14 protein-coding genes are annotated in these 23301 nt (G+C 69.7%); 4 read left to right on the forward strand and 10 right to left on the reverse strand.

Features of this window, described 5'->3' with window-relative positions; all coding sequences use genetic code 11:
• Positions 1 to 130: 130 nt before the first annotated feature.
• The 6 genes from ON26_RS08370 to ON26_RS08395 form a co-directional block, all read right to left on the reverse strand.
• Complete coding sequence (locus ON26_RS08370) at positions 131 to 1765, reverse strand: monocarboxylic acid transporter (protein WP_040795450.1); 1635 nt, start codon at positions 1763 to 1765, stop codon at positions 131 to 133.
• A complete protein-coding gene (locus ON26_RS08375) occupies positions 1762 to 2115 on the reverse strand; it encodes a DUF485 domain-containing protein (protein ID WP_040795451.1) in 354 nt (117 codons plus the stop codon). Before ON26_RS08375 ends, ON26_RS08370 begins: the two co-directional genes overlap by 4 nt.
• A gap of 179 nt (positions 2116 to 2294) precedes the next feature.
• Positions 2295 to 4058, reverse strand: a complete 1764-nt coding sequence (locus ON26_RS08380) for a sodium/solute symporter (RefSeq protein ID WP_040795452.1) — start codon at positions 4056 to 4058, stop codon at positions 2295 to 2297.
• Entirely contained in the window at positions 4042 to 4407 is a 366-nt protein-coding gene (locus tag ON26_RS08385; RefSeq protein ID WP_083883940.1) for a hypothetical protein, read from the reverse strand. Before ON26_RS08385 ends, ON26_RS08380 begins: the two co-directional genes overlap by 17 nt.
• A 193-nt stretch (positions 4408 to 4600) precedes the next feature.
• On the reverse strand, positions 4601 to 5422 hold the full coding sequence (locus tag ON26_RS08390; RefSeq protein ID WP_245545773.1) for a LytR/AlgR family response regulator transcription factor: 822 nt from the start codon (positions 5420 to 5422) through the stop codon (positions 4601 to 4603).
• A 48-nt stretch (positions 5423 to 5470) separates the two neighbouring features.
• A complete protein-coding gene (locus ON26_RS08395; RefSeq protein WP_040795454.1) occupies positions 5471 to 6658 on the reverse strand; it encodes a sensor histidine kinase in 1188 nt (395 codons plus the stop codon).
• Between the two features lie 296 nt (positions 6659 to 6954).
• On the opposite strand from ON26_RS08395, the gene dnaE reads away from it, so the two are divergent.
• Together dnaE and ON26_RS08405 are read left to right on the forward strand one after the other, a co-directional pair.
• Positions 6955 to 10503, forward strand: coding sequence for a DNA polymerase III subunit alpha (gene dnaE / locus ON26_RS08400; RefSeq protein ID WP_040795455.1), 3549 nt, complete (start codon positions 6955 to 6957; stop codon positions 10501 to 10503).
• Positions 10504 to 10728: 225 nt separating this feature from the next.
• Positions 10729 to 11124, forward strand: a complete 396-nt coding sequence (locus ON26_RS08405; RefSeq protein ID WP_040795456.1) for a hypothetical protein — start codon at positions 10729 to 10731, stop codon at positions 11122 to 11124.
• Positions 11125 to 11182: 58 nt separating this feature from the next.
• Here ON26_RS08405 and ON26_RS08410 read toward each other — a convergent pair whose 3' ends face one another.
• The 3 genes from ON26_RS08410 to ON26_RS08420 all read right to left on the reverse strand — a co-directional run bounded on the left by ON26_RS08410 (position 11183) and on the right by ON26_RS08420 (position 18718).
• A complete protein-coding gene (locus tag ON26_RS08410) occupies positions 11183 to 12355 on the reverse strand; it encodes a hypothetical protein (protein WP_040795457.1) in 1173 nt (390 codons plus the stop codon).
• Positions 12352 to 17826: an AAA family ATPase gene (locus ON26_RS08415; RefSeq protein ID WP_040795458.1), complete on the reverse strand. Its 5475-nt coding sequence runs from the start codon at positions 17824 to 17826 to the stop codon at positions 12352 to 12354. The genes ON26_RS08410 and ON26_RS08415 overlap by 4 nt, the downstream gene beginning before the upstream one ends.
• A gap of 277 nt (positions 17827 to 18103) precedes the next feature.
• On the reverse strand, positions 18104 to 18718 hold the full coding sequence (locus ON26_RS08420) for a class I SAM-dependent methyltransferase (protein WP_040795459.1): 615 nt from the start codon (positions 18716 to 18718) through the stop codon (positions 18104 to 18106).
• A gap of 133 nt (positions 18719 to 18851) precedes the next feature.
• Between ON26_RS08420 and treZ the strand changes: the two genes are divergently transcribed.
• Both treZ and ON26_RS08430 read left to right on the forward strand, forming a co-directional pair.
• Positions 18852 to 20591 (forward strand): malto-oligosyltrehalose trehalohydrolase, encoded by a 1740-nt coding sequence (gene treZ, locus ON26_RS08425; RefSeq protein WP_040795460.1) that lies wholly within the window; start codon positions 18852 to 18854, stop codon positions 20589 to 20591.
• A gap of 64 nt (positions 20592 to 20655) precedes the next feature.
• Complete coding sequence (locus ON26_RS08430) at positions 20656 to 21873, forward strand: serine hydrolase domain-containing protein (protein ID WP_040795461.1); 1218 nt, start codon at positions 20656 to 20658, stop codon at positions 21871 to 21873.
• Positions 21874 to 21885: 12 nt separating this feature from the next.
• Here ON26_RS08430 and ilvA read toward each other — a convergent pair whose 3' ends face one another.
• On the reverse strand, positions 21886 to 23241 hold the full coding sequence (ilvA, locus tag ON26_RS08435; RefSeq protein WP_040795462.1) for a threonine ammonia-lyase IlvA: 1356 nt from the start codon (positions 23239 to 23241) through the stop codon (positions 21886 to 21888).
• Positions 23242 to 23301: the final 60 nt, after the last annotated feature.

Here is a 23301-nt window from a genome sequence, read left to right on the forward strand (position 1 = left end):
CGAGGGCGGCAGCTTCGTGGTCGATTCCGGCACTGGTCAACGTCGTTCTCCTGTCGGGTGTTACGGGCGTTCCCGGGCCCGGTGCGGCGGACCCGGGAACGAATTCGGTGGATGTCTCAGGCGATTCGGGTCAGTGCGCGACCGCTTTCTCCGCGCCCACGCCGGTGATGGAGCGCACCTCCATCTCCACGGCCTTCTCCGGATCCTCCGGCCTGCCACCGCCGAGCAGGGTGCCCGCGATGCCGAGCGCGAATGCCAGCGGGATGGACACGATGCCGGGGTTGGACAGCGGGAACCAGTCGAAGTCCAGGCTCGGCAGCATGGCCGTCTTGCTGCCCGACACCGCGGGGGAGAACACGATCAGCACGATGGTCGAGATCAGGCCGCCGTACATGCTCCACAGCGCGCCCCGGGTGTTGAACCGCTTCCAGAACAGCGAGTACACGATGGTCGGCAGGTTCGCCGCCGCCGCGACCGCGAACGCGAGCGCCACCAGGAAGGCGATGTTCTGACCGTTGGCCAGGATGCCCAGGCCGATGGCCAGCAGGCCGATCACCACCGCGGTGATCCGCGAGACCCGCACCTGCGCCTGCTCGTCGGCCTTGCCGCCCTCGAGAACGCTGGCATAGATGTCGTGGGCGAAGGAGGCCGAGGCCGTGATGGTCAGACCGGCCACCACGGCGAGGATGGTCGCGAAGGCCACCGCTGAGATGATGCCGAGCAGCAGCACGCCGCCGAGTTCGAACGCCAGCAGCGGGGCCGCCGAGTTCTGTCCACCGGCAGCGGCCAGGATGCGGTCCGGGCCGACGATGGCGGCGGCGCCGTAGCCGAGCACCAGGGTGAACAGGTAGAACGCGCCGATCAGAGCGATCGCCCACACCACCGAGCGTCGCGCTTCCTTGGCGGTGGGGACGGTGTAGAAGCGCATCAGCACGTGCGGCAGGCCGGCGGTGCCGAGTACCAGGGCCAGGCCGAGGGACAAGAAGTTCAGCTTGGAGGTCTCGCTGCCGCCGTACTGGGCGCCCGGCGCCAGGACGTCACGGGAGGCGACCGCCTCGTTGGCCGAGCCGTTGATCATCTCCTGGGCGGAACCGAGCAGGCCGGAGATGTCGAAGGAGAACTTCGCCAGCACGATCAGGGTCATGACCGCCGCGCCGGTGATGAGCAGTACGGCCTTGATGATCTGCACCCAGGTGGTGCCCTTCATGCCGCCGACCAGTACGTACACGATCATCAGCACGCCGACGACCGCGATGACCAGCGACTGCCCGGCCCGGCTGTCGATATCGAGCAGCAGCGCGACCAGGCCGCCCGCACCCGCCATCTGCGCGAGCAGATAGAACAGCGAGACAGTCAGTGTGGACAGCGCCGCGGCGGTGCGCACCGGGCGTTCGCGCAGCCGGAAGCTGAGCACATCGGCCATGGTGAATTTGCCGGTGTTGCGCAGCATTTCGGCGACCAGCAGCAGCGCCACCAGCCAGGCCACGAGGAAGCCGATCGAGTACAGGAACCCGTCGTAGCCGTAGACCGCGATGGCGCCCGCGATGCCGAGGAAACTGGCGGCCGAGAGATAGTCGCCCGCGATGGCGATGCCGTTCTGCGGGCCGGAGAAGCCGCGACCGCCGGTGAAATAGTCGCTGGCGGTGGCGTTGTTGCGGCTGGCCCGGATCACCACCACCATCGTCACTGCCACGAAGAGGGCGAAGATGGCGATATTGGCGACCGGATTGCCGACGGTGCCCGCGGCGAGTACCGAGGTGCTCATGCCTGCCCGCCTTCCAGTTCGGCGCGGATGGCGGCCGCGCGCGGATCGAGTTCACGGTTGGCGAAGCGGACGTAGGCGCCGGTGATCGCGAAGGTGGTCAGGAACTGCGCCAGACCCAGCACCAGGCCGACATTGATATTGCCGACCACCGGGGTGGCCATGAAGTCGTGCGCGTACGCGCCGAGCAGCACGTAGCCGAGATACCACACCAGAAACAGCGCGGTCATCGGAAACACGAAGCGGCGCAGCCGGTTACGCAACTCCTGGAATTCCGGGCTCGCCTGCGCCCGCGCGAACTCCTCGGCGCTGGGAACCCGCGGCGTCGCGGTCCCGTCGAGGTCAATTGTCATGGCAGTTCCTGACATGTGATGTGGATTACTGTGCTGCGAACGTATAACCGCGGTCATGTCGGCTGAATACTGTGGCGGGAGTCACTCTGTGAAGGTGCGGATCTGTGCGGTGAACGGTCGCCGTGGCGCGACGAACGGTCGACGGACGGTCCGGTGGTAGCGGTGTCCCCGGGCGGCGATCAGACTTCGCGCGAGCCCGGTTCGCGGTCCGATCCCATGCCGAGCCGCTCGGGCGCGTGCATCCGCACGAACACCCCGCGCACCTGGGTGGCCGGCTGACCACGGGTGAACTTGCTGACGACGATCATGGTCAGGAACGCCGAGGGCACACTGATCGCCGCGGGATAGCCGAGCAACGCCGCGAGCCACCCGCCCGCGACCGTCTCCGGCGCCCCGCCGAGCACCGAGACCGCGGTCGCCGCTCCGGAGAGCAGCCCGCCCACGCACAGGCCGGCGGCCGCGCCCCGGGCCGTGAGCCCCCGCCACCAGATGCCGAGCACCAGAAGCGGACCCAGCGTGGAGGCCGCCACCGCGAACGCCAGACCCACCGTGCGCGACAGATCCAGCGACACCACCGTCAGCGAAAGAGCGAGCGGCACACCGCCCGCCGTGATCGCCGCCACCCGGAAGTCCCTGACCCGCCCGCGCAGCATGTCGGTGCTCAGCACGCCGGCGATGCTCACCAGCAGGCCCGACGAGGTGGACAGGAAAGCCGCGATGGCCCCCGCCGCCACCAATGCCGCGATCAGCTGTCCGGGCAGTCCGGCCAGCACCGAGCCGGGGAGCAACAGCACCGCGGCGTCGGAGGTGCCGGTGAGCAGCAGCTGCGGAACGTACAGACGGGAGAAGACACCCAGCAGGATCGGGAACAGGTAGAACAATCCGACCAGACCGATCACCGCCAGCGCGGTGGCGCGGGCGGCCCGGCCGTCGGGATTGGTGTAGAAGCGCACGAGCACGTGCGGCAATCCCATGGTGCCGAGGAATGTCGCGATGATCAGCGAGAACACCTGATAGGTGGGGTGCGGGCCGCCCAGCCCGCCGCCCGGCAGCAGCCAGCTCGCGCCGTCGGCGGGTGCGCCCGCTACCACCGGAACGGTCGCGCCCGCGGGCAGCACCAGTTCGGTGTCCGCGGCCAGTTCATGGGTGCCGGGCGGGAGCACCACCACACCGTCGACCACCCGGCCGTCCAGGCTGCCGGTGAGGGTGACCTCCTGTGGCGCCGACACCTGCACCAGCACGTCGGTGCTGACCTCGACGGTGGTCTGCTCGGCCACCACCGGCGGCGCGGGCGTGCCGATCTCGCGGGGCGTGCCGAGGAAGTAGCCGAACAGCACCAGCGCGGGCAGGGCCACGGCCGTCAGTTTCAGCCAGTACTGGAACGCCTGCACCAGCGTGATCGAGCGCATCCCGCCGCCGGCCACATTCGCGATCACGATGGCCCCCACCGCGAGCGCGCCCACCCAGCTCGGCAGCCCGAGCAGAATTCGCAGAGTCAGGCCCGCGCCCTGGAACTGGGGGATCAGATACACCGCGCACACCAGCACCACCACCACGGCGGCCAGCCTGCGCAAGGTCACCGACCCGAGCCGGAATTCGGCGAAGTCGGGCACCGTGTAGGCACCGGACCGGCGCAGCGGCGCCGCCACGAACATCAGCAGCCCGAGATAGCCCGCGGTGAATCCCACCGGATACCACAGCGCGTCCGCGCCGTACTTGGCGATCAGCCCGGCGACGCCGAGAAACGACGCGGCGGAGAGATATTCACCGGAGATCGCGGCGGCATTCCAGCCCGGCCCGACACTGCGCGAGGCGACCAGGAAATCGGAGGTGGTGCGCGCCAGCCGCACACCGTACGCGCCGATCGCCACCGTCGCGATCGCCGCGAGCAGCAACGCCGCCACCGTGAGTGCCTGCGCCTGCACGTTAGTCCCGGGTGACATCGAGGAAATCGGACTCGTTGCGCTCGGCCCAGCGCAGATAGAGCCTGCCCACCAGCATCAGCGCCGGATACACCGCGACCCCGAGGATCAGCCACGGCAGGTTCATCCCCGCCACCCGCATCGACCCGAGCGGTGTCGCGGTGAACAGCAGCGGCAGCGATCCCAGCACCAGCACGGTCACCAGAGCGCAGCGCACCGCCAGCCCCAGCTGGGCGCGGATCAGCCCGTCTATCAGCGCCTCGCCGATCTCGGTCTGCTCGACCATCTCGCCCCGGGTCGGCATCCGCCGAGCGCCCTGTCTTCCGGCCAGCACCACCCGCTCGCGCTGCGGTCGACCCGGGCCCGTCATGATCGCGCCCCGGCAGCGGTCGTCGTGCCGCTGGGTCGCGACCGCATTCGTCCGGTTCGCCGTCCTGCTTGCGATCGCGACTCCCGCGGCGGTCCGTGCCGGCGAGCGGCAGCCTCGGCGTCGGCGCATCCCGGTACCGGCTCCACCCCGTCCGCGGCGATACCGGCCTCGGCACGAGGTGGCACGGGCCCGCTCACCGGTTCGGCCCGCTCTTCGGCCGCGCCTGCCGGGACCCGGGCACGAGCCGCTGCTTGAGTTCGCGCACCTGCCGTCGCGCCACCGGCAGCTCCACCGCCGCCGCCTCGCCCTCGCCGCGCAGGCACACCAGCGTGCTGCTGCCGACCGTGCGCAAACCGGTCACGAGCCGCAACGCCACCAGATAGGAGCGGTGCACCCGCAGGAAACCGGCGTCCTCCCAGCGCGATTCGAGGGCCGACAGCGGAATCCGCACCAGATGGGAGCCTGCGGTGGTGTGCAGCCGGGCGTAGTCGCCGTCTGCCTCCACCCAGCTCACCGAGGAGCGGTTCACCAGCGTGGTGACACCGCCGAGCTCCACCGGGATCACCTCGTTGGGGTCCTGCCGCCGGTCCGGCCGCGGCCCGGTGGCGCGTGCCTGTCCGATGCGCCGGACCGCTTCGGCCAGCCGCGCCTCGCGCAGCGGCTTGAGCAGGTAGTCCAGCGCGCCCAGGTCGAATGCGCCGACCGCGCGATCGTCGTGGGCGGTCACGAATATCACCGCGGGCGGGTTGGCGAATTCGCCGAGGATGCCCGCCAGTTCCATGCCGTCCAGTCCCGGCATGTCGATGTCGAGGAAGACCGCGTCGACCGGGTGGGTGCGCAGCAGTCGCAGCGCGCCGGTCGCTTCGCCCGCGGCGTGGATCTCACCGATCTCCGGGCGCTCGCGCAGCAGATAGACGAGTTCGTCCAGGGCGGGCTGTTCGTCGTCGACGGCGAGCACCCGCAGGGCGCCCGCCGAGCCACCGGTGTGCTGCGTCACGGTCGGTCCCTCGGTCACGGTTCGTCCATCGTAGGGGGTGTCACAGGGTGGCGGGGGAGGTCCAGCTCATGCCCGCACCCCGGCCCGGAACTTCGGCACCCGCAGGCTGACCTTGGTGCCCGCCCCCGGCGCGGTCTCCACGACCAGGCCGTAGTCGTTGCCGAAGGCCGCCCGCAGCCGGTCGTCGACGTTGGACAGCCCCACGTGCGCGGTCTCCTCCGCCCCCGCGGGCCCGGCGGCGATCGCGTCCAGCGCGCCCGACCGCAGCAGCTCCGGGTCCATGCCCGCGCCGTCGTCCTCCACGCTGATCAGGCAGTCGGTGCCCGCGTCGCTCGCCTCGATGGTGATCGTCCCGCCCCCGGGCCTGCCCGCGATCCCGTGCCGCACCGCGTTCTCGACCAGCGGCTGCAACGCCAGGAACGGCAGCACCACGCCGAGCACCTCCGGCGCGATCAGCAGCCGCACCTGCAGCGCCTCACCGAAGCGCGCCCGCTCCAACGCGAGATAGCGCTCGATATTGCGCAGTTCCTCCGACAGCACCGTGTACTCGCCCGCGGCGCGGAAGGAATAGCGGGTGAAGTCGGCGAATTCCAGGATCAGTTCCCTGGCCCGGCTCGGATCGGTGCGCACGAACGAGGCGATGGTGTTGAGCGCGTTGTAGATGAAATGCGGACTGATCTGCGCGCGCAACGCCCGCACCTCGGCCCGGTCCAGGCGGGCTCGCGAGGCGTCGAGTTCGGCGAGCTCCAGCTGACCGCACGCGTATCGCGCCACCTCGGCCAGCGCGCCGAGCGTCCCCGGCCCCGGCTTGTCGCCGGTGACGATGCCGAGCGCGCCCGCCGCAGGGCCGTTGTCGATCAGCAGCGGCTGGGCGACCAGCGTGCGGGCGCTGTGCTCCGCCCCCGGGATGTTCACCAGGACCGGCCGCTCCCCGGAAACGGCGCGGCGGGCGGCGTCGGCGAACTCGTCGGCCAGGTCGCCGTGCGGCCCGTCCCACGCCAGCACCGTCCCGTCCGCCGTGGCCACACCCAGGGCCGCGGCACTCGTCAGCGCGCGCAGGTGCGGCGCCGCTTCCTGCGCCGAGTCCTCGGTGAGTCCGCGCCGCAAGGGCACCGCGGCCAGCGAGGCGGTGTGCAGCGCCGAATGCACGGCGCGCTCGGCGGGCGTGGTCACCACCCGCCGCGTGCGCAGCCACACCAGCAACGCCAGGCCGAGCGCCACGAGCGCGACCGCCACGACACCCCCCGCCGTCACCGTCTCGCTCCGCGACCTCGCCCGACCATGGCCCGATTATCCGTGCCGGGGCGCAGCGCCACATCGGACCATCGATATACCGGAGGCCCGATGCCCGGCCTCGAGATATCCGGCTTCGGTGCCGCGGCACGTCGGACGCGCCGGTGCGAGTGATCTTTCTCGCGACACGCGGGACCCTGCCAGGTGACGCGCGGGCACCGGCCGGGCGCACGTGTGGCGGTGGCAAATCCTGTCCCTCGGTCGGCTTAGACTCAGTGCCCAACCCCCGCCGCGACCCATGGGAGGGATGAATCGTCTTGGCCGCCTCGTCCGGATCGTTCGTTCACCTGCACAACCACACCGAGTACTCGATGCTCGACGGCGCGGCGAAGATCTCCCCGCTGTTCAGCGAGGCCGACCGGCTGGGAATGACCGCCGTAGGCATGACCGACCACGGCAACATGTACGGCGCCAGCGAGTTCTACAACTCGGCCAAGAAGGCGGGCATCAAGCCGATCATCGGCATCGAGGCCTACATCGCGCCCGGCTCCCGGTTCGACACCAAGCGCGTGCAGTGGGGCGATCCCAGCCAGAAGAGCGACGACGTCTCCGGCTCCGGCGCCTACACCCACATGACGATGGTCGCCGAGAACGCGACCGGCCTGCGCAACCTGTTCAAACTGTCCAGCCTGGCCTCCCTCGAGGGCCAGCTCGGCAAGTGGGCGCGGATGGACGAGGAGATCATCGCCCAGCACGCCGAAGGCATCATCGCCACCACCGGCTGCCCCTCCGGCGAGGTGCAGACCCGCCTGCGGCTCGGCCACGAGCGCGAGGCACTGGAGGCCGCCGCGAAGTGGCAGGAGATCTTCGGCAAGGACAATTTCTTCCTCGAACTCATGGACCACGGGCTGTCCATCGAACGGCGGGTGCGCGAGGGCCTGCTCGAGGTGGGGCGCAAGCTCGGTATCCGGCCGTTGGCGACCAACGACTGCCATTACGTCACCAAGGACCAGTCGACCAACCACGAGGCGCTGCTGTGCATCCAGACCGGCAAGACGCTCAGCGACCCGACCCGCTTCAAGTTCGACGGTGACGGCTACTACCTCAAGTCCGCCGAGGAGATGCGCGCGCTGTGGGACGCCGAAGTGCCCGGCGCCTGCGACAACACCGTGCTCATCGGCGAGCGTGTGCAGTCCTACGAGGAGGTCTGGGCGCACCGCGACCGGATGCCGATCTTCCCGGTGCCCGAGGGCCACGATCAGGCCAGCTGGCTGCGCCGTGAAGTCGAGCTCGGACTGCGTCGCCGGTTCCCCGACGGCCCGCCGCGCGAATACGTCGAGCGCGCCGACTACGAGATCGGCGTCATCCTGGAGATGGGCTTCCCGGCCTACTTCCTCGTCGTCGGCGACCTGATCAACCACGCCCGCGAGGTCGGCATCCGCGTCGGTCCCGGCCGCGGCTCGGCGGCGGGCTCGCTGGTCGCCTACGCGCTCGGCATCACCAATATCGACCCGCTGCCGCACGGTCTGCTCTTCGAGCGGTTCCTCAACCCCGAGCGCGTGTCGATGCCCGATATCGATATCGACTTCGACGATCGCCGCCGCGGTGAGATGGTCCGCTACGCGAGCGAGAAGTGGGGCACCGACCGGGTCGCCCAGGTCATCACCTTCGGCACCATCAAGACCAAGGCCGCGATCAAGGACTCCGCGCGAGTGCTGTTCGGCCAGCCGGGCTTCGCCATCGCCGACCAGATCACCAAGGCGCTGCCGCCGCCGATCATGGCCAAGGACATCTCGGTCTCGGGCATCACCGATCCCGATCACGAGCGGTACAAGGAAGCCGCCGAGGTCCGCGAACTCATCAACAACAATCCCGACATCGCCAAGATCTACGAGACCGCGCGCGGCCTCGAGGGCCTGATCCGCAACGCGGGCGTGCACGCCTGCGCGGTCATCATGTCCTGTGATCCGCTGATGGAGGCGATCCCGCTGTGGAAGCGGCCGCAGGACGGCGCGCTGATCACCGGCTGGGACTATCCGTCCTGCGAGGCCATCGGCCTGCTGAAGATGGACTTCCTCGGCCTGCGCAACCTCACCGTCATCGGTGACGCGCTGGACAACATCAAGGCCAATCGCGGCATCGAGCTGGACATGGACACCCTGCCGCTCGACGACAAACCGACCTACGAACTGCTCTCCCGCGGCGACACCCTCGGCGTCTTCCAGCTCGACGGCGGCCCCATGCGCGACCTGCTGCGCCGCATGCAGCCCACCGCCTTCGAGGACATCGTCGCCGTCGGCGCGCTGTACCGCCCCGGCCCGATGGGCATGAACGCGCACAACGACTACGCCGACCGCAAGAACGGCAGGCAAGAGGTCAAGCCGATCCATCCGGAGCTGGCCGAGCCGTTGAAGGACATCCTCGGCGAGACCTACGGCCTGATCGTCTACCAAGAGCAGATCATGCACGTCGCCCAGAAAGTGGCCGGGTACTCGCTCGGACGAGCAGACATCCTGCGCCGCGCGATGGGTAAGAAGAAGGCCGAGGTGCTGGCCGCGGAGTTCGAGGGCTTCGAGGAGGGCATGCAGGCCAACGGCTATTCGAAGGCCGCCATCAAGGCGCTGTGGGACACGATTCTCCCGTTCGCCGGCTACGCGTTCAACAAATCGCACGCCGCCGCCTACGGCCTGATCTCCTACTGGACCGCCTATCTCAAGGCCAACTATCCGGCCGAGTACATGGCGGGTCTGCTCACCTCCGTCGGCGACGACAAGGACAAGGCAGCGGTCTACCTCTCGGACTGCCGCCGCCTCGGCATCACCGTGCTGCCGCCCGACGTCAACGAATCCGAGCAGAACTTCGCCTCGGTCGGCAAGGACATCCGCTTCGGTCTCGGTGCGGTCCGCAATGTCGGCACGAACGTCGTGGCCTCGATCATCGCCGCGCGCAAGGAGAAGTCGAAGTTCACCGACTTCTCCGACTACCTGAACAAGATCGACGCCATCGCCTGCACCAAGAAGGTCACCGAATCCCTCATCAAGGCAGGCGCTTTCGACTCGCTCGGGCACCCGCGCAAGGGCCTGTTCCTCATCCACTCCGATGCCATCGACGCGGTCATGTCGACCAAGAAGGCCGAGGCGATCGGCCAGTTCGACCTGTTCGGCGGCATGGACGCCGACGAGTCGGTGGCCGACATCTTCAATGTCAAAGTCCCCGACGAGGAATGGGAGTCCAAGCACAAACTCGCTCTCGAGCGCGAGATGCTGGGCCTGTACGTCTCCGGTCATCCGCTCAACGGCGTCGAGCACGTGCTGGCCGCCCAGGCCGACACCCAGATCCCGGCCATTCTGGAAGGCGACGTCAAGGACGGCGCCCAGGTGACCCTCGGCGGCATCCTCGCCTCGGTGAACCGCCGCATCAACAAGAACGGCCTGGCCTGGGCCTCGGCCCAGCTCGAGGATCTCACCGGCGGCATCGAGGTGCTGTTCTTCCCGCAGGCCTACTCCGTCTACGGCGCCGATGTGGTCGAGGACGCCGTGGTGCTGGTCAAGGCCAGGGTCTCGATCCGCGACGACCGCATCTCGCTCATCGCCAACGACCTCGCCGTGCCCGATCTCTCGGCCATCGGCGTCGCCAAGCCGCTCGCGGTCACCATGACCACCCGCATGTGCACCCCCGACAAGATCGGCGAGCTCAAGCGCGTGCTGGCCCGCCACCCCGGCACCTCCGACGTGCACATCCGCCACGTCGGCGCGCGCGAGAAGACCACCATGCTCAAACTCTCCGAGAGCCTGCGCGTCTCACCGTCCTCGGCGCTGTTCGGCGACTTGAAAGCACTGCTCGGCCCCAGCTGCCTGACCATCTGAGAGCGGCCGGTCCCGGACCCGCACAGGTCCGGGACCGGGTGCTGCCTCGTCAGACCCCGGCGGGCGCGGCGACGCAGGCGGGGACTGCCTCGCCGACGGCGTTCCGGTGCACGTTTTGAACTGAGCAGTCCAATACTGTCGTCAGCGGATGTTAAGCGCTCGCCAAGCGGCGGCCCCCACACTCGCTGATGTCCACAACCCCTTCTCGAGTAACGGAACCCGACGATGACCGCTCTTTCGCGTACCTTCCGCACCGCTTTCACCACCGCCGCCGCGGCCCTCGTGATCGGACTGGCCGGCGCGGGCGCCGCCCATGCCCAGGGCGTGTTCACCCAGATCGAGTTCGCGCCCGGCACCAGCGGCACGGTCGTCGACGGCGCGGTGATCCGCGGCGAGTCCGACACCTACTTCTTCGACGCCCGCGGCGGCCAGTGGCTCGACATCTCGCTGTTCTCCCTCGAGGACAACGCCGCCTTCACCCTCACCGGCCCCGACGGCATCACGACTGCCTATCCCGACGACGTGGCCGCGGTCCTGCTGCCCTACGACGGCACCTACGCGGTGAACGTGGCCCCCGAGCGTGGCAACGCCACCTACACCCTGTACATCGAAATCCGCTGATCCATCCGGGTCCGGGCTTTCGCAGCCGCCGGCCATTCGGTCCGGCGGCTGCCGTGCGTCAGGACAGTTCCTCGCAGCGCTCCACCAGCGCCCGCTGTTCGGAGATCGACAGCGGTGTGAGATGGGCGAGGGCATTGCGGGCGCGTTTGAGCTGGGTGGCCGGACCGAGCAGGGTGCTCAGGCTGCGCTCGTAGTGGATGAGATGAGTGAGCGGCCCGATCTCGATCGGCGCCCCCGGCGTGAGGTCCGGCAGCGTCCGGCTCATTGCGGAAGTGAACCGTTCCCCGAGCGCGTTGCGCACCAGCGTCTGCAACCGGTCCCGTCGTTGCTCGATCCAGGGCAACAGGACGCGCGCCTGGGCGGCCCAGACGACGCGAGCGAGATCGTCCTCGGCGCGCAGCACAGCGGCCGGACCGCAGTGAAGGCGCTGCTGCCAGGAGTCCACCGCCCGTGCGTCCCACGCGGCCAGTGCCATGGCGGGCGGGACGTCGTCGATGCGCTCGGACGGCAGATCGGCGTGATCGACCGGGTCACCCGCCTGTGCGTCGCGCAGCACGGTGGAGAGCCGGTCCGGATCGCCGCACCAGTGGGTGACCAGGTAGTCGGCGGTGTCGATGTCCCAGGCCGCCACTTCGACGATCGTCTCCAGCCGCACCTCGGCCAGCAGCCCGGTGTCCTCACGGCGCTGCGCCGAGGCGACGTGCGCCGCCACATCCCACCGGGATATACGGCCCCAGAACCACACCGACTCCAGGCCGACCTCGCTGCGCGCGCCACCGAGGAACGACGGCAGGTCGAAGCGAGAGCCGATGACGACGAAGGTCGGCCTGGCATCGCGCGGCAGCGCCCTGGACTCGCACTCGATGCGTTCGAGCAGATGCGGCAGATCGCGGCGGGCCGCCTCGGAGAGATCGACGGCGGCCAGCACGAGCACCATGTCCGCCAGTTCCGAGCTGGCCAGCAGGTCCGGCACCGTGGGCACCGGCTCCCAGCACAGATCGGAGACCGCGGCCAGCACCGACTGGGTAGGGTCGGGGCTGATGCGCCGCGCGTCGCGGCCCGTGCCGCGGAACCGGTCGAGCACCGCGTGGGCGAGTTCGTCGGCGAAGATCTCGTCGTCGGACAATCGTCGGGGCAGGGTCGCGACGACATGCCTGCCGTTGCCCAGGGTGATCTCGTCGACGAAGGACCGGGGTCCGGGCAGCTGCCAGATGCGGGCGTCCATGGTCACCCGAGCAAGGTGCCCGCGGCGGTCAGCGCCACCCGGTCCAGCGCCCAGCCGTCCTCGGTGTGTGCCACCAGATCCAGCGCCGCCAGCATCTCCAGCGCCGGTCGTGGGTCGCCGTCCAGGATCTCGGTCAGGTCGGCATCGCTGACCGGGATCGGGTCGGCGAGGCCGAAGCCGCCGGACGTGCTGGCCACCTGTGCCCACGCGGTCACCACCCGACGGTCCGCCCCGGACGTGTCGAGCAACTCCACGGCCCGGGCGTGGGTGCGCAGTGAGGCGGCGACGAGTTCGAGCGCCCGTTTCGGCTGGCGACCGTTGTTCACGTGCTCCATCGCCTCTTCCACCAGATCCGGCCAACCGGAGGTGACGTAGTGCAGCTGCTCACGCAACTCCGGGGAGTTGAACGGCGTCTCGTGCCAGAAACGCAGTTCCTCCATCGACCACCGGCGCAACGGCACCACGGTGACCGCGCGGGAGGGCGGCGAGAACGGCAGGCAGCCGGGACCGGCCACGATCACCGTCGTGCCGTTCCCGCGCGCGCCGAGCGCGCGGGTCAGTCCGGTCAGGTCGTGGCTCGGGCCGTGTCCGAGATCGATCAGCAGATCGCGTGGCAGCTGGGCGTACTCGGCCGGATCGGCAGGCATGTCGCCGGGGCCGAGCAGATGCATCTGCAGATTCTGCTCGCGGGCGGCGCCGGTCAGCGCCTCTACCACGCGCCCGCGCCCCAGCGCGTCGCTGCCCGTGACCACGCGCACCTTCGGCACGCCCTTGTCCCGCTTGAGCAGGATCGCGAGATCGAAGTCGGTGAGCGAGGAACGGCGCGAACTGATCCTGGTCGCGCCGCCGAGCACCCGGCGGTTCATCCTGGGGTTGTACTCGTGCGGAAGTTCCAGCAGCGTCGGGGCTTCCGAGAGCTCCCGGTCCAGCGCGTGCCTGGTGCCGAGAAGGCCGAGAATGTGCGGGCTGCGCAAGCCGTAGCTGTCCTCGCCCCACTGGCTGTCGGTGTTCTGGTCCCGACGGTGCAGGACGCCGAGACCTACCATTTCATCGAGATAGCTGACGAACCGCGCCTCGGGCAGCACCTCGCGCGCGAACCCCTCCTCCCAGAAGGTCTCGCACTGCTCGCGCAGCTCGCTCACCGAAAAGCTGGCGCCCGGCTCGGCGTCCATGCTGTTGAGCGCGACGACCAGGGCGATGATCCGGTAGCGGGCGTCGAGGTTGATGGTCCAGCGGAAGCGCTGCACGATCAGGTCGCGCACGTCGCGCTCGGCGTAGACCGCGTCGACGTGCTGGGCGGTGATCTCGATCCGTCCGCCCGAGGGCGGCAGCTGCTGGGTCTGCATCCGCCGCACCAGCGCGTCGCACAGGATCTGCACGAGACTGGCCTGGTAGTTGGTGTAGAGCAGCAGCCGCCACACCACATCGGGGGACTGGAACGTGTAGCCGAGCGCACGCATCGGGTCGACCACCAGGTCGTAGGCGTCCTGGCTGCGCAACGGCCCGATGAGGATCTCCTGACCACCGTGACCGATCGGGGTGTTGGGCAGGTCCTGGAACCGCTGCACCTGGTGCAGACCGGCGAAGACCGGCTTGAGCCGCCGGTTCGATGACTCCATCAGTTTCTTCAGGCCCTGCAGGGTGGGGAATTCGGCGCTCTTGCCGGTGTTGCGGCCGTGCCGGGAGTCCGCGGTCAGGAAGTTGTCGGCCTCGTCGAGCAACAGCAGCAGCCGGTTGGAGTCGTCGGCGGCCAGCCATTCCCTGATGTAGCGCGAGACCACCTCTTCGCTGGAACCACGCCCCACATCGGTCACGCCCGCGGATTTCAGCCGTTCGGCCAGCTCGCCCCACAACTTGGTCGGCTCGAGCATCTCGCCGATCGCGGCCGCCTTGAGATCGATGTAGACCGCTATCCGGCCGGTGCGCCGAACCTTCTGATTGTTCTCGTCCACCTCGGGCGGATCGTTGAACATCCGCTCGACCCGGCGCAGCAGCGCCGACTTGCCCAGCTGGCGGCCGCCGTAGACGAACATCGGCCCGGTGGGCGATTCGATGGCGGCGCGCTCGACCTCGCGCCCGACGAACACCTCGTCGGGAACCTCGCCGCCCGCGAAGGGCGTGTAAGGGTTGAAGGCGGTGAATGGGAGGGTGACCCGCTGGGTGAACCGCCAGCCCGGCTCCGGCCGAGTCGACAGCCAGGCGATCACGGCGTCGTCGACGACGAGCGGGGAGAAGCCGCGGCCCTTGCCCGGGGTGGCCAGGGCACGTAGATTCCGGCGCTGCTCGGTGTCCAACACGCCGAAGTACAGGATGATGTTCGGCCTGGTCCGGCGTGATTCGGGAATGTATTCCAGTAGACGGGTCGGGGACACGTTGTGCCACACCAGCGTCAGGTCGTAGCGCCCGTGTGACTGGGTGCCGAGCGCGGGCACGTAGGACCGGTCGACCGGGGCGGCCTTTGCTTCGAACGCGGCGAACCCCGCGCGCTGGGTGTTGGAGATGTCCCTGAGCCAGCTCTGGCTCGGCGGTACCAAGCCGATCATGCGCAGCACATGGGCGACCAGCAGCCGGAACTCGTTCTTCTGGCCGCTCCGCTTGGTCTCGCGCAGCTCTTCCCATGCGCGCAGGCCCTGGTCGAGGTGCCGGTTCTCGATGGCGCCCGGAGCGCGGAGCAGCGAGCGCACCGCGGTGACGACCCGGCGATTTTTCGCCTGCGCCGCCGTAGCGGCCTCCACCACGCGGGGGAAGAACGCGGTGAAGTCGTCGGCGGTCTCGGCTTCGATGGCGGGCAGCGGCGAACCGGCCTGCAACCGGGTGAGGAAATCGACCGCGAGAACCTCGTCCGCGGCGTCGATCAGCGCGAGCAGCCTGTCCTTGTCCTCCGCCGCCGCGTCCAGGGCGCGGACCTGCGCGCGCAGATTGTCGCGGTAGGCGTTCAGATGCGCGCGGCCGTCCTCGATCAGGCCGTGCAGTTCGCGATCGGCGAGATCGTAGCGCTCGGGATCGGGTGACAGTAGCGACTGCATCTGCGAGGTCAGATCACGGGCGCGGTCGTCCTCGTAGAGGGCCCGGTGGCGCGCCGCGAGCCATCGCATCGTCTCGATCTGCGCGTTGTGCCGCTCGCGCGCGCGATGCTCTGCCCTGGCCGCTTGGTCGCCGAAGGCTTCCTCCGGCATCGGCAACCCGTGCTCGGCGACGTAATGCCGCGCGGCGGCGATATTTCCGCTGTCGAGATAGCCCGAGACCACCGTGACCGCGTCCCGCCCGCCGAACAACAGCGACAGCTCCGCGAGGGTGGCCGGGCGCACCGGTTCGTTCATCTCGTCGCGTTCCAGCTCGAACAGCGGCTCCAAGCCCTCGTTCAGCACCGTCGCCAGGGGCACTCCGCGCGACTGGCCCTCGCTCGGGTCCGCCATCCAGTTCAGCAGCCGCAGCAGTGCGGCTTCGCCGACCGTGTTGGGTTCGACAGTGGGTCGGTAGGACTCCACCAGGGTGGCGAGTTGGTCCGCCGAGGACGCGTGATGCGCGCTCGAGCTGCGCACTCTGTCACGCAACTCGATGAAGCGGACCAGCATGTCGCCCACCTCGGCGAAATTGTTGTCCAGAGATCGCCGCGCGCCTGCGATGATCTTCTTGCGCCGCGCGTCGACGAGTTCCTTGGTCGTGGTGTCGATCAGCCGATCGCGACCGTCGCGGTCCTGCAGGATCTCGGCGGCCTCGAACACCTCCCGCCACCGCTCGTCGTCGAAGTCGGCGGCCTCGATCCCACCGTCGGACAGCCCTCGCATCGCGGTCAGCGCCGTGCCGATCAACTGGCCGGGCCGGGCCATGTGATGCAGCACCTTGGTCGCGAGCTCGAACTTGATCACCTTCTTCGACAGCGTGTCGAGCAGGTTGCTCGCTTCCTCGCCCGCCGCCTCCCACTCGGCCGCCGACCCGGCCGCCGAACCCGAGTCGGCGTCGTTGCCGAGCCGGAGACCGCGCACGCCCGCTTCCCGCGCCATCTCGATGATCTCCCTGATACCCGGCTCCAGCGCCGAGCGTTCGATCAGTGTCGGGATGGAGACCGGGAAATAGCCCAGGCTGAGGCCAGAGCGCACTGCCCCGGCGAGCAGCACCCTGGCTTCGTCGGTGTGCAGTTCGGCCACCGCGGCGTCGGTGGGGACGACCCGGGAGAGTTCGAGCGAGAGGTAGGTGGGTGAGCAGGTGAACGCCGCGCAGAAGAAGCGCAGGATCTGGTTGCGCTGCGCGGTCTCGTTCGCGGCCTCGGCCAGCAGGACCGCCGCCGCATCGGCGCGCGCGGTCAGCAGCGAGGCGATGTGGGGTGGGGCGCCGGTGTCCCACGGGTAGTTCATCGCCTCGCTCTCGGGCCCGCGGTTCGCGCGGACCTGCTCCGGGATCGGTGCCGTAGCCGGCCTTCTCGGCGCGGCGGGCTCCGGCCGCGGGGGCGGGGTGGGAGTGGCGGTCGGGGCAGGACGCTTCGGGGCCGCGGCACGCGCGCTCGCGTCGTACCGGGCGACGGGGGAGGCGGGACCCGAGCCGGCGATTCCGGATTCGGCTCGGGGCGGTCGGGAGCGGAACAGTCCGTCGATGTCCTTGGGGGCCGCCGGGCGCTCGGGGGCCGGACCGGTATCCGCGCGGTCGGCGGGTTCGGGCTCCACTATCGGTTCGATAGGTGCCACGGGTGCGGTGGCAACCTCGTGCTCGGCGGCCCGCACGCGGTCGTCCTCGGCTGCTTCCGGAGTCGTCCGATCGACAGCCCGCTCGCCGACCAGCGACCGGATCGTTGCCGCCGGATCGTCGTCCGCCGCCGAATCGATTCCTGCCGCCGGATCATCGTCTCGCGTCGGCTCCGGGGCCGCTGCGTCCTCGGCCCGGGCGACCTTCCCTGCGTCGACGTCGACGTCGACGTCGACGGAGTCGGCCGGAGCCGGGCGGGCATCCGGCTGCCCCGGGACGGTTTTCGGCTGAGCCGGGACGACATCGATCGGACCCGACGCCGGTCCGGTGCCGTCGAGGACGGATCCGGTGTCGCTCCGGGCAAAGAAAGTCCCCGCGTGTATCTCCTCCTCACTGGCGAAGCCCAGCGGCTGCAGTGCTTGCGGGATGAGGTGGTCGAGCCCGTTGGCGCGATAGGAGGCCACGATGTCGACGGCGGTGGCCCGGCGACGGTGGTAGTCGTCGAGATCCCGTGCGGCGGTGTCCAACATCTCGCGGGCCGCGTGCAGTGATCCGCTGTGGGTCCAGCGGGAGCCCATCGCGGAGCGGCCGAGGTCGTCGAGATGGCCGGTGGCTTCCCGCACCCAGCCGGTCGCCGATTCGAGGTCGAGGTCGCCGGGGCGGCCCGAGTCGGCGGCGTCGGCTGCGGCGCGCAATTGCCCGGCGACCGATCTTCCGCGGTCCAGCAATTCCTCGGTCCTGCGCAGGAGTTCGAGGATCTCGCTCGCGTCGATGGCGGCTTCGCGGTCGTCCGGCACTGATGAATCCTCGCGGTCGATGGGCAGGGGCGGAGATCGGCGCATCTACGCCGGGCTGTCGTCTGCCACCACCCCGCTACCTCGCACCTCGCCGACCGCGTACCAGGACGCTGTCGCCGCCCGCGTCGTCGAGAACAGGCAGCAAACGGTCTCTCGCAGCTTAGTCAATGCCGCAAAGAGAGCCAGTCGGTCGAACAGATGACAGCGAAGCGCCCCGCGACCGCCGACCGTCGCCGCGAAAGCGAAACCACGCGAGGGCTGTTCGGTCGGCGGTCGATCAGTCGGCGGTCGCCACTCCGAGCGACAGGGCGGTCATGAACTTCGGGCCGGGCGCGTAGAAGGTATCCAGTTGCCGGATCCGGAACCCGTTGTCCCGCAACAACCCCGGGATGTCGCGATTGAGATTGCATCCTCCCGCGATGGCCCTTTCGATCGGATTCAGCCGGTTCTGCCAGGCCTGGACTTTCGGATCCGGTGCCAGCCCGTGCTCGACGAAGTGCAGCGACCCGCCCGGTGCGAGCACCCGCCGCACCTGCCCGAGGGCCGCATCGATCTCCGGAATCGTGCACATCGTCCATGTCGACAACGCCGAATCGAAACTGTTGTCCTCGAACGGCAGTGCCGCCCCGTCCAGCCCCGCCCGCTCGACCGGTACCCGCGAGACCGCCACTCGTTCGGCCGCCATGCCCCACCCCCGATCGGACGGCTCCACCGCACTGACCGACTGCACGGTCGCCGGATAGAACGGCACGTTCAACCCCGACCCGAACCCGAGTTCCACGACCCGGCCCCGCAGCCCAGCGCACGTCCGCGCCCGGTACTGATCATTGGCCTGCATCCCGCACACGCAATTCACCAGCCGGGGCACCACATGGTCGTCGTACCAGCCCATGTGTCCACTGTGGCAGGTCGCCGCCGTCCCCGCTACCGCCGCACGGCCTCGTCGTCGCCTCGGCGCGGTATGCGGTCCGGATGGCCGGTTCGTTGCGGATGAACTCCTCGCCCGCCCGTGGGATGCTGGCGCGGTGACGGTGTTCGAGGTGTGGGCGCCCCGGCCGGAGTCGGTTCGGGTGCAGGTCGACGGGGTCGTGCATGGGATGACGCGGTCGCCGGACGGGTGGTGGCGGGCGCGGGTGGACGCGGGGGAGGGGGCGCGATACGGGTTCCTGTTGGACGACGATCCGGCGGTGTTGCCCGACCCGCGCTCGCCGCGGCAGCCGGATGGCGTGCACGGGTTGTCGATGCTGCACGAGCTGGATGCGGCGGCGTGGACGGATGGGGGGTGGACCGGGCGGCCGCTGGCGGGGGCGGTGATCTACGAACTGCACATCGGGGCCTTCACCCCGGAAGGCACCTTCGACGCGGCGATCGAACAGCTGGATCATCTCGTCGAACTAGGGGTGACCGTTGTCGAGGTGATGCCGGTCAACGGATTCGACGGTACGCACAACTGGGGCTACGACGGGGTGCTCTGGTACACGGTGCACGAGGGCTACGGCGGGCCGGACGGGTTGCAGCGATTCGTGGACGCCTGTCATGCCAGGGGGCTGGCGGTGTGCCTGGACGTCGTCTACAACCATCTCGGGCCCTCGGGGAACTATCTGCCGAGGTTCGCGCCCTATCTGAGCGAGGGGCGCAACACCTGGGGGCAGAGCGTGAATCTGGACGGGCCGGGCTCGGATCACGTGCGCCGATACGTGCTCGACAATGCGCTGCGGTGGCTGCGCGACTTCCACATCGACGCGCTGCGCCTGGACGCGGTGCACGCGCTGGTCGACCGCACCGCCACCCACCTGCTGGCCGAGCTGGCGGCCGAGACCGAACGGCTGTCCGCGCACGTCCGCAGGCCGTTGACCCTGATCGCCGAGAGCGATCTCAACGACCCGAAGCTGATCACCCCGCGCGCGGCGGGCGGCTACGGGCTCGACGGCCAGTGGAACGACGACCTGCACCATGCCGTGCACACTGCGGTGTCGGGGGAGCGGCAGGGCTACTACGCCGATTTCGGCAGTCTCGCCTGTCTGGCCCAGACGCTGACGCGCGGATTCTTCCACGCCGGAACGTATTCCAGCTTCCGCGGCCGCACCCACGGCACCCCGCTGGACCGCTCGCTGGTGCCGGGGAGCCGCCTGGTGGCGTTCACCTGCGATCACGACCAGATCGGCAATCGGGCCCTCGGCGACCGGCCGAGCGACTACCTCACCGGCGGCCAACTGGCCGTCAAGGCCGCGCTGGTGCTGTGCTCGGCGTTCACCCCGATGCTGTTCATGGGGGAGGAGTGGGGCGCGCGCACTCCGTTCCAGTTCTTCACCTCGCACACCGACCCGGAGATCGGCGCGGCCACCGCGGCCGGTCGCAAGGCCGAGTTCGCCGAGCACGGCTGGACCGCCGACGAGGTGCCCGACCCGCAGGACCCGGCCACCTTCGCCCGCTCGAAACTCGACTGGAAGGAGCCGGAGGAACCCGAGCACGCGCGGCTGCTGGCCTGCTACCGGGCGCTGCTGGCACTGCGACGCGAACGCCCCGACCTGGCCGACCCGTCGCTACGGCACGTGCGCGTCGACTTCGACGAGCACGCCCGCTGGATCGTGCTGCATCGCGGCAGTGTCCACCTCGTGTGCAATCTGTCCGAGGACGCGGTGACGGTGCCCGTCACGGGCCGCAGCCTGCTGTATTGGGAGCCGCCCACCCTGGGGCCGACCGGGACGACGGTGCCCGCGCATTCGTTCGTCGTGCTGACCGATCTGCCCGACGGCGAACGGTAACGATCCCTCACCAGGACATTCGGACATATTGCCCGTAACCGGTGGACACCGTTACCGTGGAGTGATGAGCAACGACGCTTCGGTGCGCGGAAGCGCAGTCCCAGGGTTCGAACGACTGCTGCGCGTCTTCGCCCGGAGCTTCGGCAATCGCCCTGGCGCGGGCGCCGCGCTGTCGGTGCATCGGCACGGGGTCCCGCTGGTCGACATCTGGACCGGCGACGCGGGCACCGAACCGTGGACCGAGAACACCGGCACGATCGTCTTCTCCGCGACCAAGGGCATCACCTCCACGGTCATCCACCGCCTCGCCGATCGCGGTGAACTCGACTATCACGCACCCGTCGCCGAGTACTGGCCGGAATTCGCCGCGAACGGCAAGTCCCGGATCACCGTCGCCCAGGTCATGACCCACAGCGCGGGCTTGTCCGCGCTGCCGCCGCTGGCCACCGCCATGACCGACGTGCTCGACCACGAGGAGATGGAGCGCAGGCTGGCCGCCGCCAAGCCCGACCGGCTGCTCGGACGACCCACCTATCACGCCATCACCTACGGCTGGCTGCTCGCCGGCCTGGCCCGCCGGATCACCGGCAAGGGCATGGGTGAGCTCTTCCGTACCGAGGTCACCGAACCGCTGGCGATCGACGGGCTGCACCTGGGACATCCGCCGGGCGGATCGACCACGAAGTACGCGCCGCTCGCGGGCAGCCAGTTCGGCGCGCTCGGCACCCCGCTGGGCAGCGCGGTGCTCGGTGGCGGGCAGCGGCTGCCCGGCCCGCTCGGCGCGGCCGCGCGGTGCCTGTTCCTGCCGGGCGCGCACAGCATCTTCGAAGGCGAGCTGCCCCCGATCCTGAGCACCGAGCTCGGCGCGGGCAATGCCGTGGCCACCGCGTCGGCGCTGGCGAGCGTCTACGACGCGCTGGCCTGCGAGGGCGTGGTCGGCGGCAATCGCTACCTCTCGGCGGCGACGGTGCGCGAGATCGGCAAGGTGCGGACCTATCACGTCGATCGCGCGCTGTTCTACCTGCCGATGATGTGGCATCTGGGCTACCACTCGATGCCGGTGCCGGGCGCGCGCAACGGGATCGGGCACATCGGCCTGGGCGGCAGCTTCGGCTGGGCCGATCCGCGCCAGGGGCTGTCGGTCGGGTTCGTGCACAACCGGTTCTCGCTCGGTCAGCTGGGCGCCGACCAGATCATCGCGGTGTGGCTGCTGCCGTTGATCATGAGCAGCCTGCGCGGCGCGGGTCGCGAGACCTCCGAAACCCTGCGCCGCGCAGCCTGATTCGTCGACGGGTCAGGTGAGGTAGCGGTAGGCGGGGCTGCCGGGCTCCAGGCGATCGCACTGCAGCGGGGACGCCGCGACGCGTTCGAGCAGCGGCGCGAGGCCATCGGCGGTGCCCAGTTCGATGCCGACCAGCGCCGCTCCGGTCTCCCGGTTGTTGCGCTTGACGTATTCGAACAGGGTGATGTCGTCGTCCGGGCCGAGCACCTCGTCCAGGAAGCGGCGCAGCGCGCCCGGCTCCTGCGGGAAGTCCACCAGGAAGTAGTGCTTGAGCCCCTGGTGCACCAGCGAGCGCTCGATGATCTCGCCGTAGCGGGAGACGTCGTTGTTGCCGCCGGACACCAGGCACACCACCGTCGCGCCCGCCGGGATCTCCAGTTCGGCCAGGGCGGCGGTCGCCAGCGCGCCTGCCGGCTCGGCGATGATGCCCTCGTTCTGGTACAGCTCGAGCATGGCCGTGCAGATGGCGCCCTCGTCGACCTGCAGCAGGCGGAAAGCGCCTGTGCCGGGCGGGGATTCGACGGCGGTGAGCAGCGGCAGCGAACCGTGGCTGACCACCCGTCCGCCGAACCCGGTCACCGCGGCATAGGGCAGATCGCCGATCCTGCGGACCGCCGCGCCGTCGACGAAGGGATCGATCTCCGGCAGCGTCACCGGCCCACCGGCGATCAATGCCGCGGACATGGAGGCGGCGCCCGCCGGCTCGGCCGCCAGGATGGCCGTCTGCGGCGAGCGTTCCCGCAGGTAGGTGCCGATGCCGGCGAGGCAGCCGCCGCCGCCGACCGGAACGACGACCAGATCGGGCGCCACGTCGAGTTGATCGAGGATCTCCACGGCGATGGTGCCCTGCCCGGCGGCGGTTCGCGGATCGTCGAACGGCGGGACCATCGTGGCTCCGGTGCGCTCGACGTCGGCCGCGGCGGCGGCCGCCGCGGCGTCGTAGGTGTCGCCGACCGCGATGAGTTCGACGAACTCGCCGCCGTGCACGCGGATCCGGTCGCGCTTCTGCTTCGGCGTGGTGGTCGGCACGTAGATCCGGCCGCGGATGCCCATGGCCTGGCAGGCGAAGGCCACGCCCTGCGCGTGGTTGCCCGCGCTCGCGGTCACCACGCCGGCCGCGCGCTCGCGCTCGTCGAGTTGCACGATCAGGTTGTAGGCGCCGCGCAGTTTGTAGGAGCGGACCGGGGTGAGATCTTCGCGCTTGAGGTAGACCCTCGCTCCGGTGGCCGCGGAGAGCCTCGGGCTCAGTTGCAGCGGGGTCGGCTCGATGACGCTGGAAATTCGCTTCGCCGCGGCGTCGATCTCGTCGGCGTTGAGGACACCGCGAGATGAGGACGGGGAATCTACGAGTTCCAGGGGATTGGTCACCCGACTATGCTGCCACCCGCCGATCGCGGTGCGTTCGGCGGGTGGCAGCGGCGACGACCG

Source organism: Nocardia higoensis NBRC 100133 (assembly GCF_000308595.1).
Classification (GTDB): Bacteria; Actinomycetota; Actinomycetes; order Mycobacteriales; family Mycobacteriaceae; genus Nocardia; species Nocardia higoensis.

Bases quoted from the DNA above. Each gene is read 5' to 3' on its own strand.
- ON26_RS08420 (WP_040795459.1), bottom strand. From the start codon at position 18,718: ATGGGCTGGTACGACGACCATGTGGTGCCCCGGCTGGTGAATTGCGTG.
- ON26_RS08405 (WP_040795456.1), top strand. From the start codon at position 10,729: ATGACCGCTCTTTCGCGTACCTTCCGCACCGCTTTCACCACCGCCGCC.
- ON26_RS08385 (WP_083883940.1), bottom strand. From the start codon at position 4,407: ATGACGGGCCCGGGTCGACCGCAGCGCGAGCGGGTGGTGCTGGCCGGA.
- ON26_RS08370 (WP_040795450.1), bottom strand. From the start codon at position 1,765: ATGAGCACCTCGGTACTCGCCGCGGGCACCGTCGGCAATCCGGTCGCC.
- ON26_RS08430 (WP_040795461.1), top strand. From the start codon at position 20,656: ATGAGCAACGACGCTTCGGTGCGCGGAAGCGCAGTCCCAGGGTTCGAA.
- ON26_RS08375 (WP_040795451.1), bottom strand. From the start codon at position 2,115: ATGACAATTGACCTCGACGGGACCGCGACGCCGCGGGTTCCCAGCGCC.
- ON26_RS08380 (WP_040795452.1), bottom strand. From the start codon at position 4,058: ATGTCACCCGGGACTAACGTGCAGGCGCAGGCACTCACGGTGGCGGCG.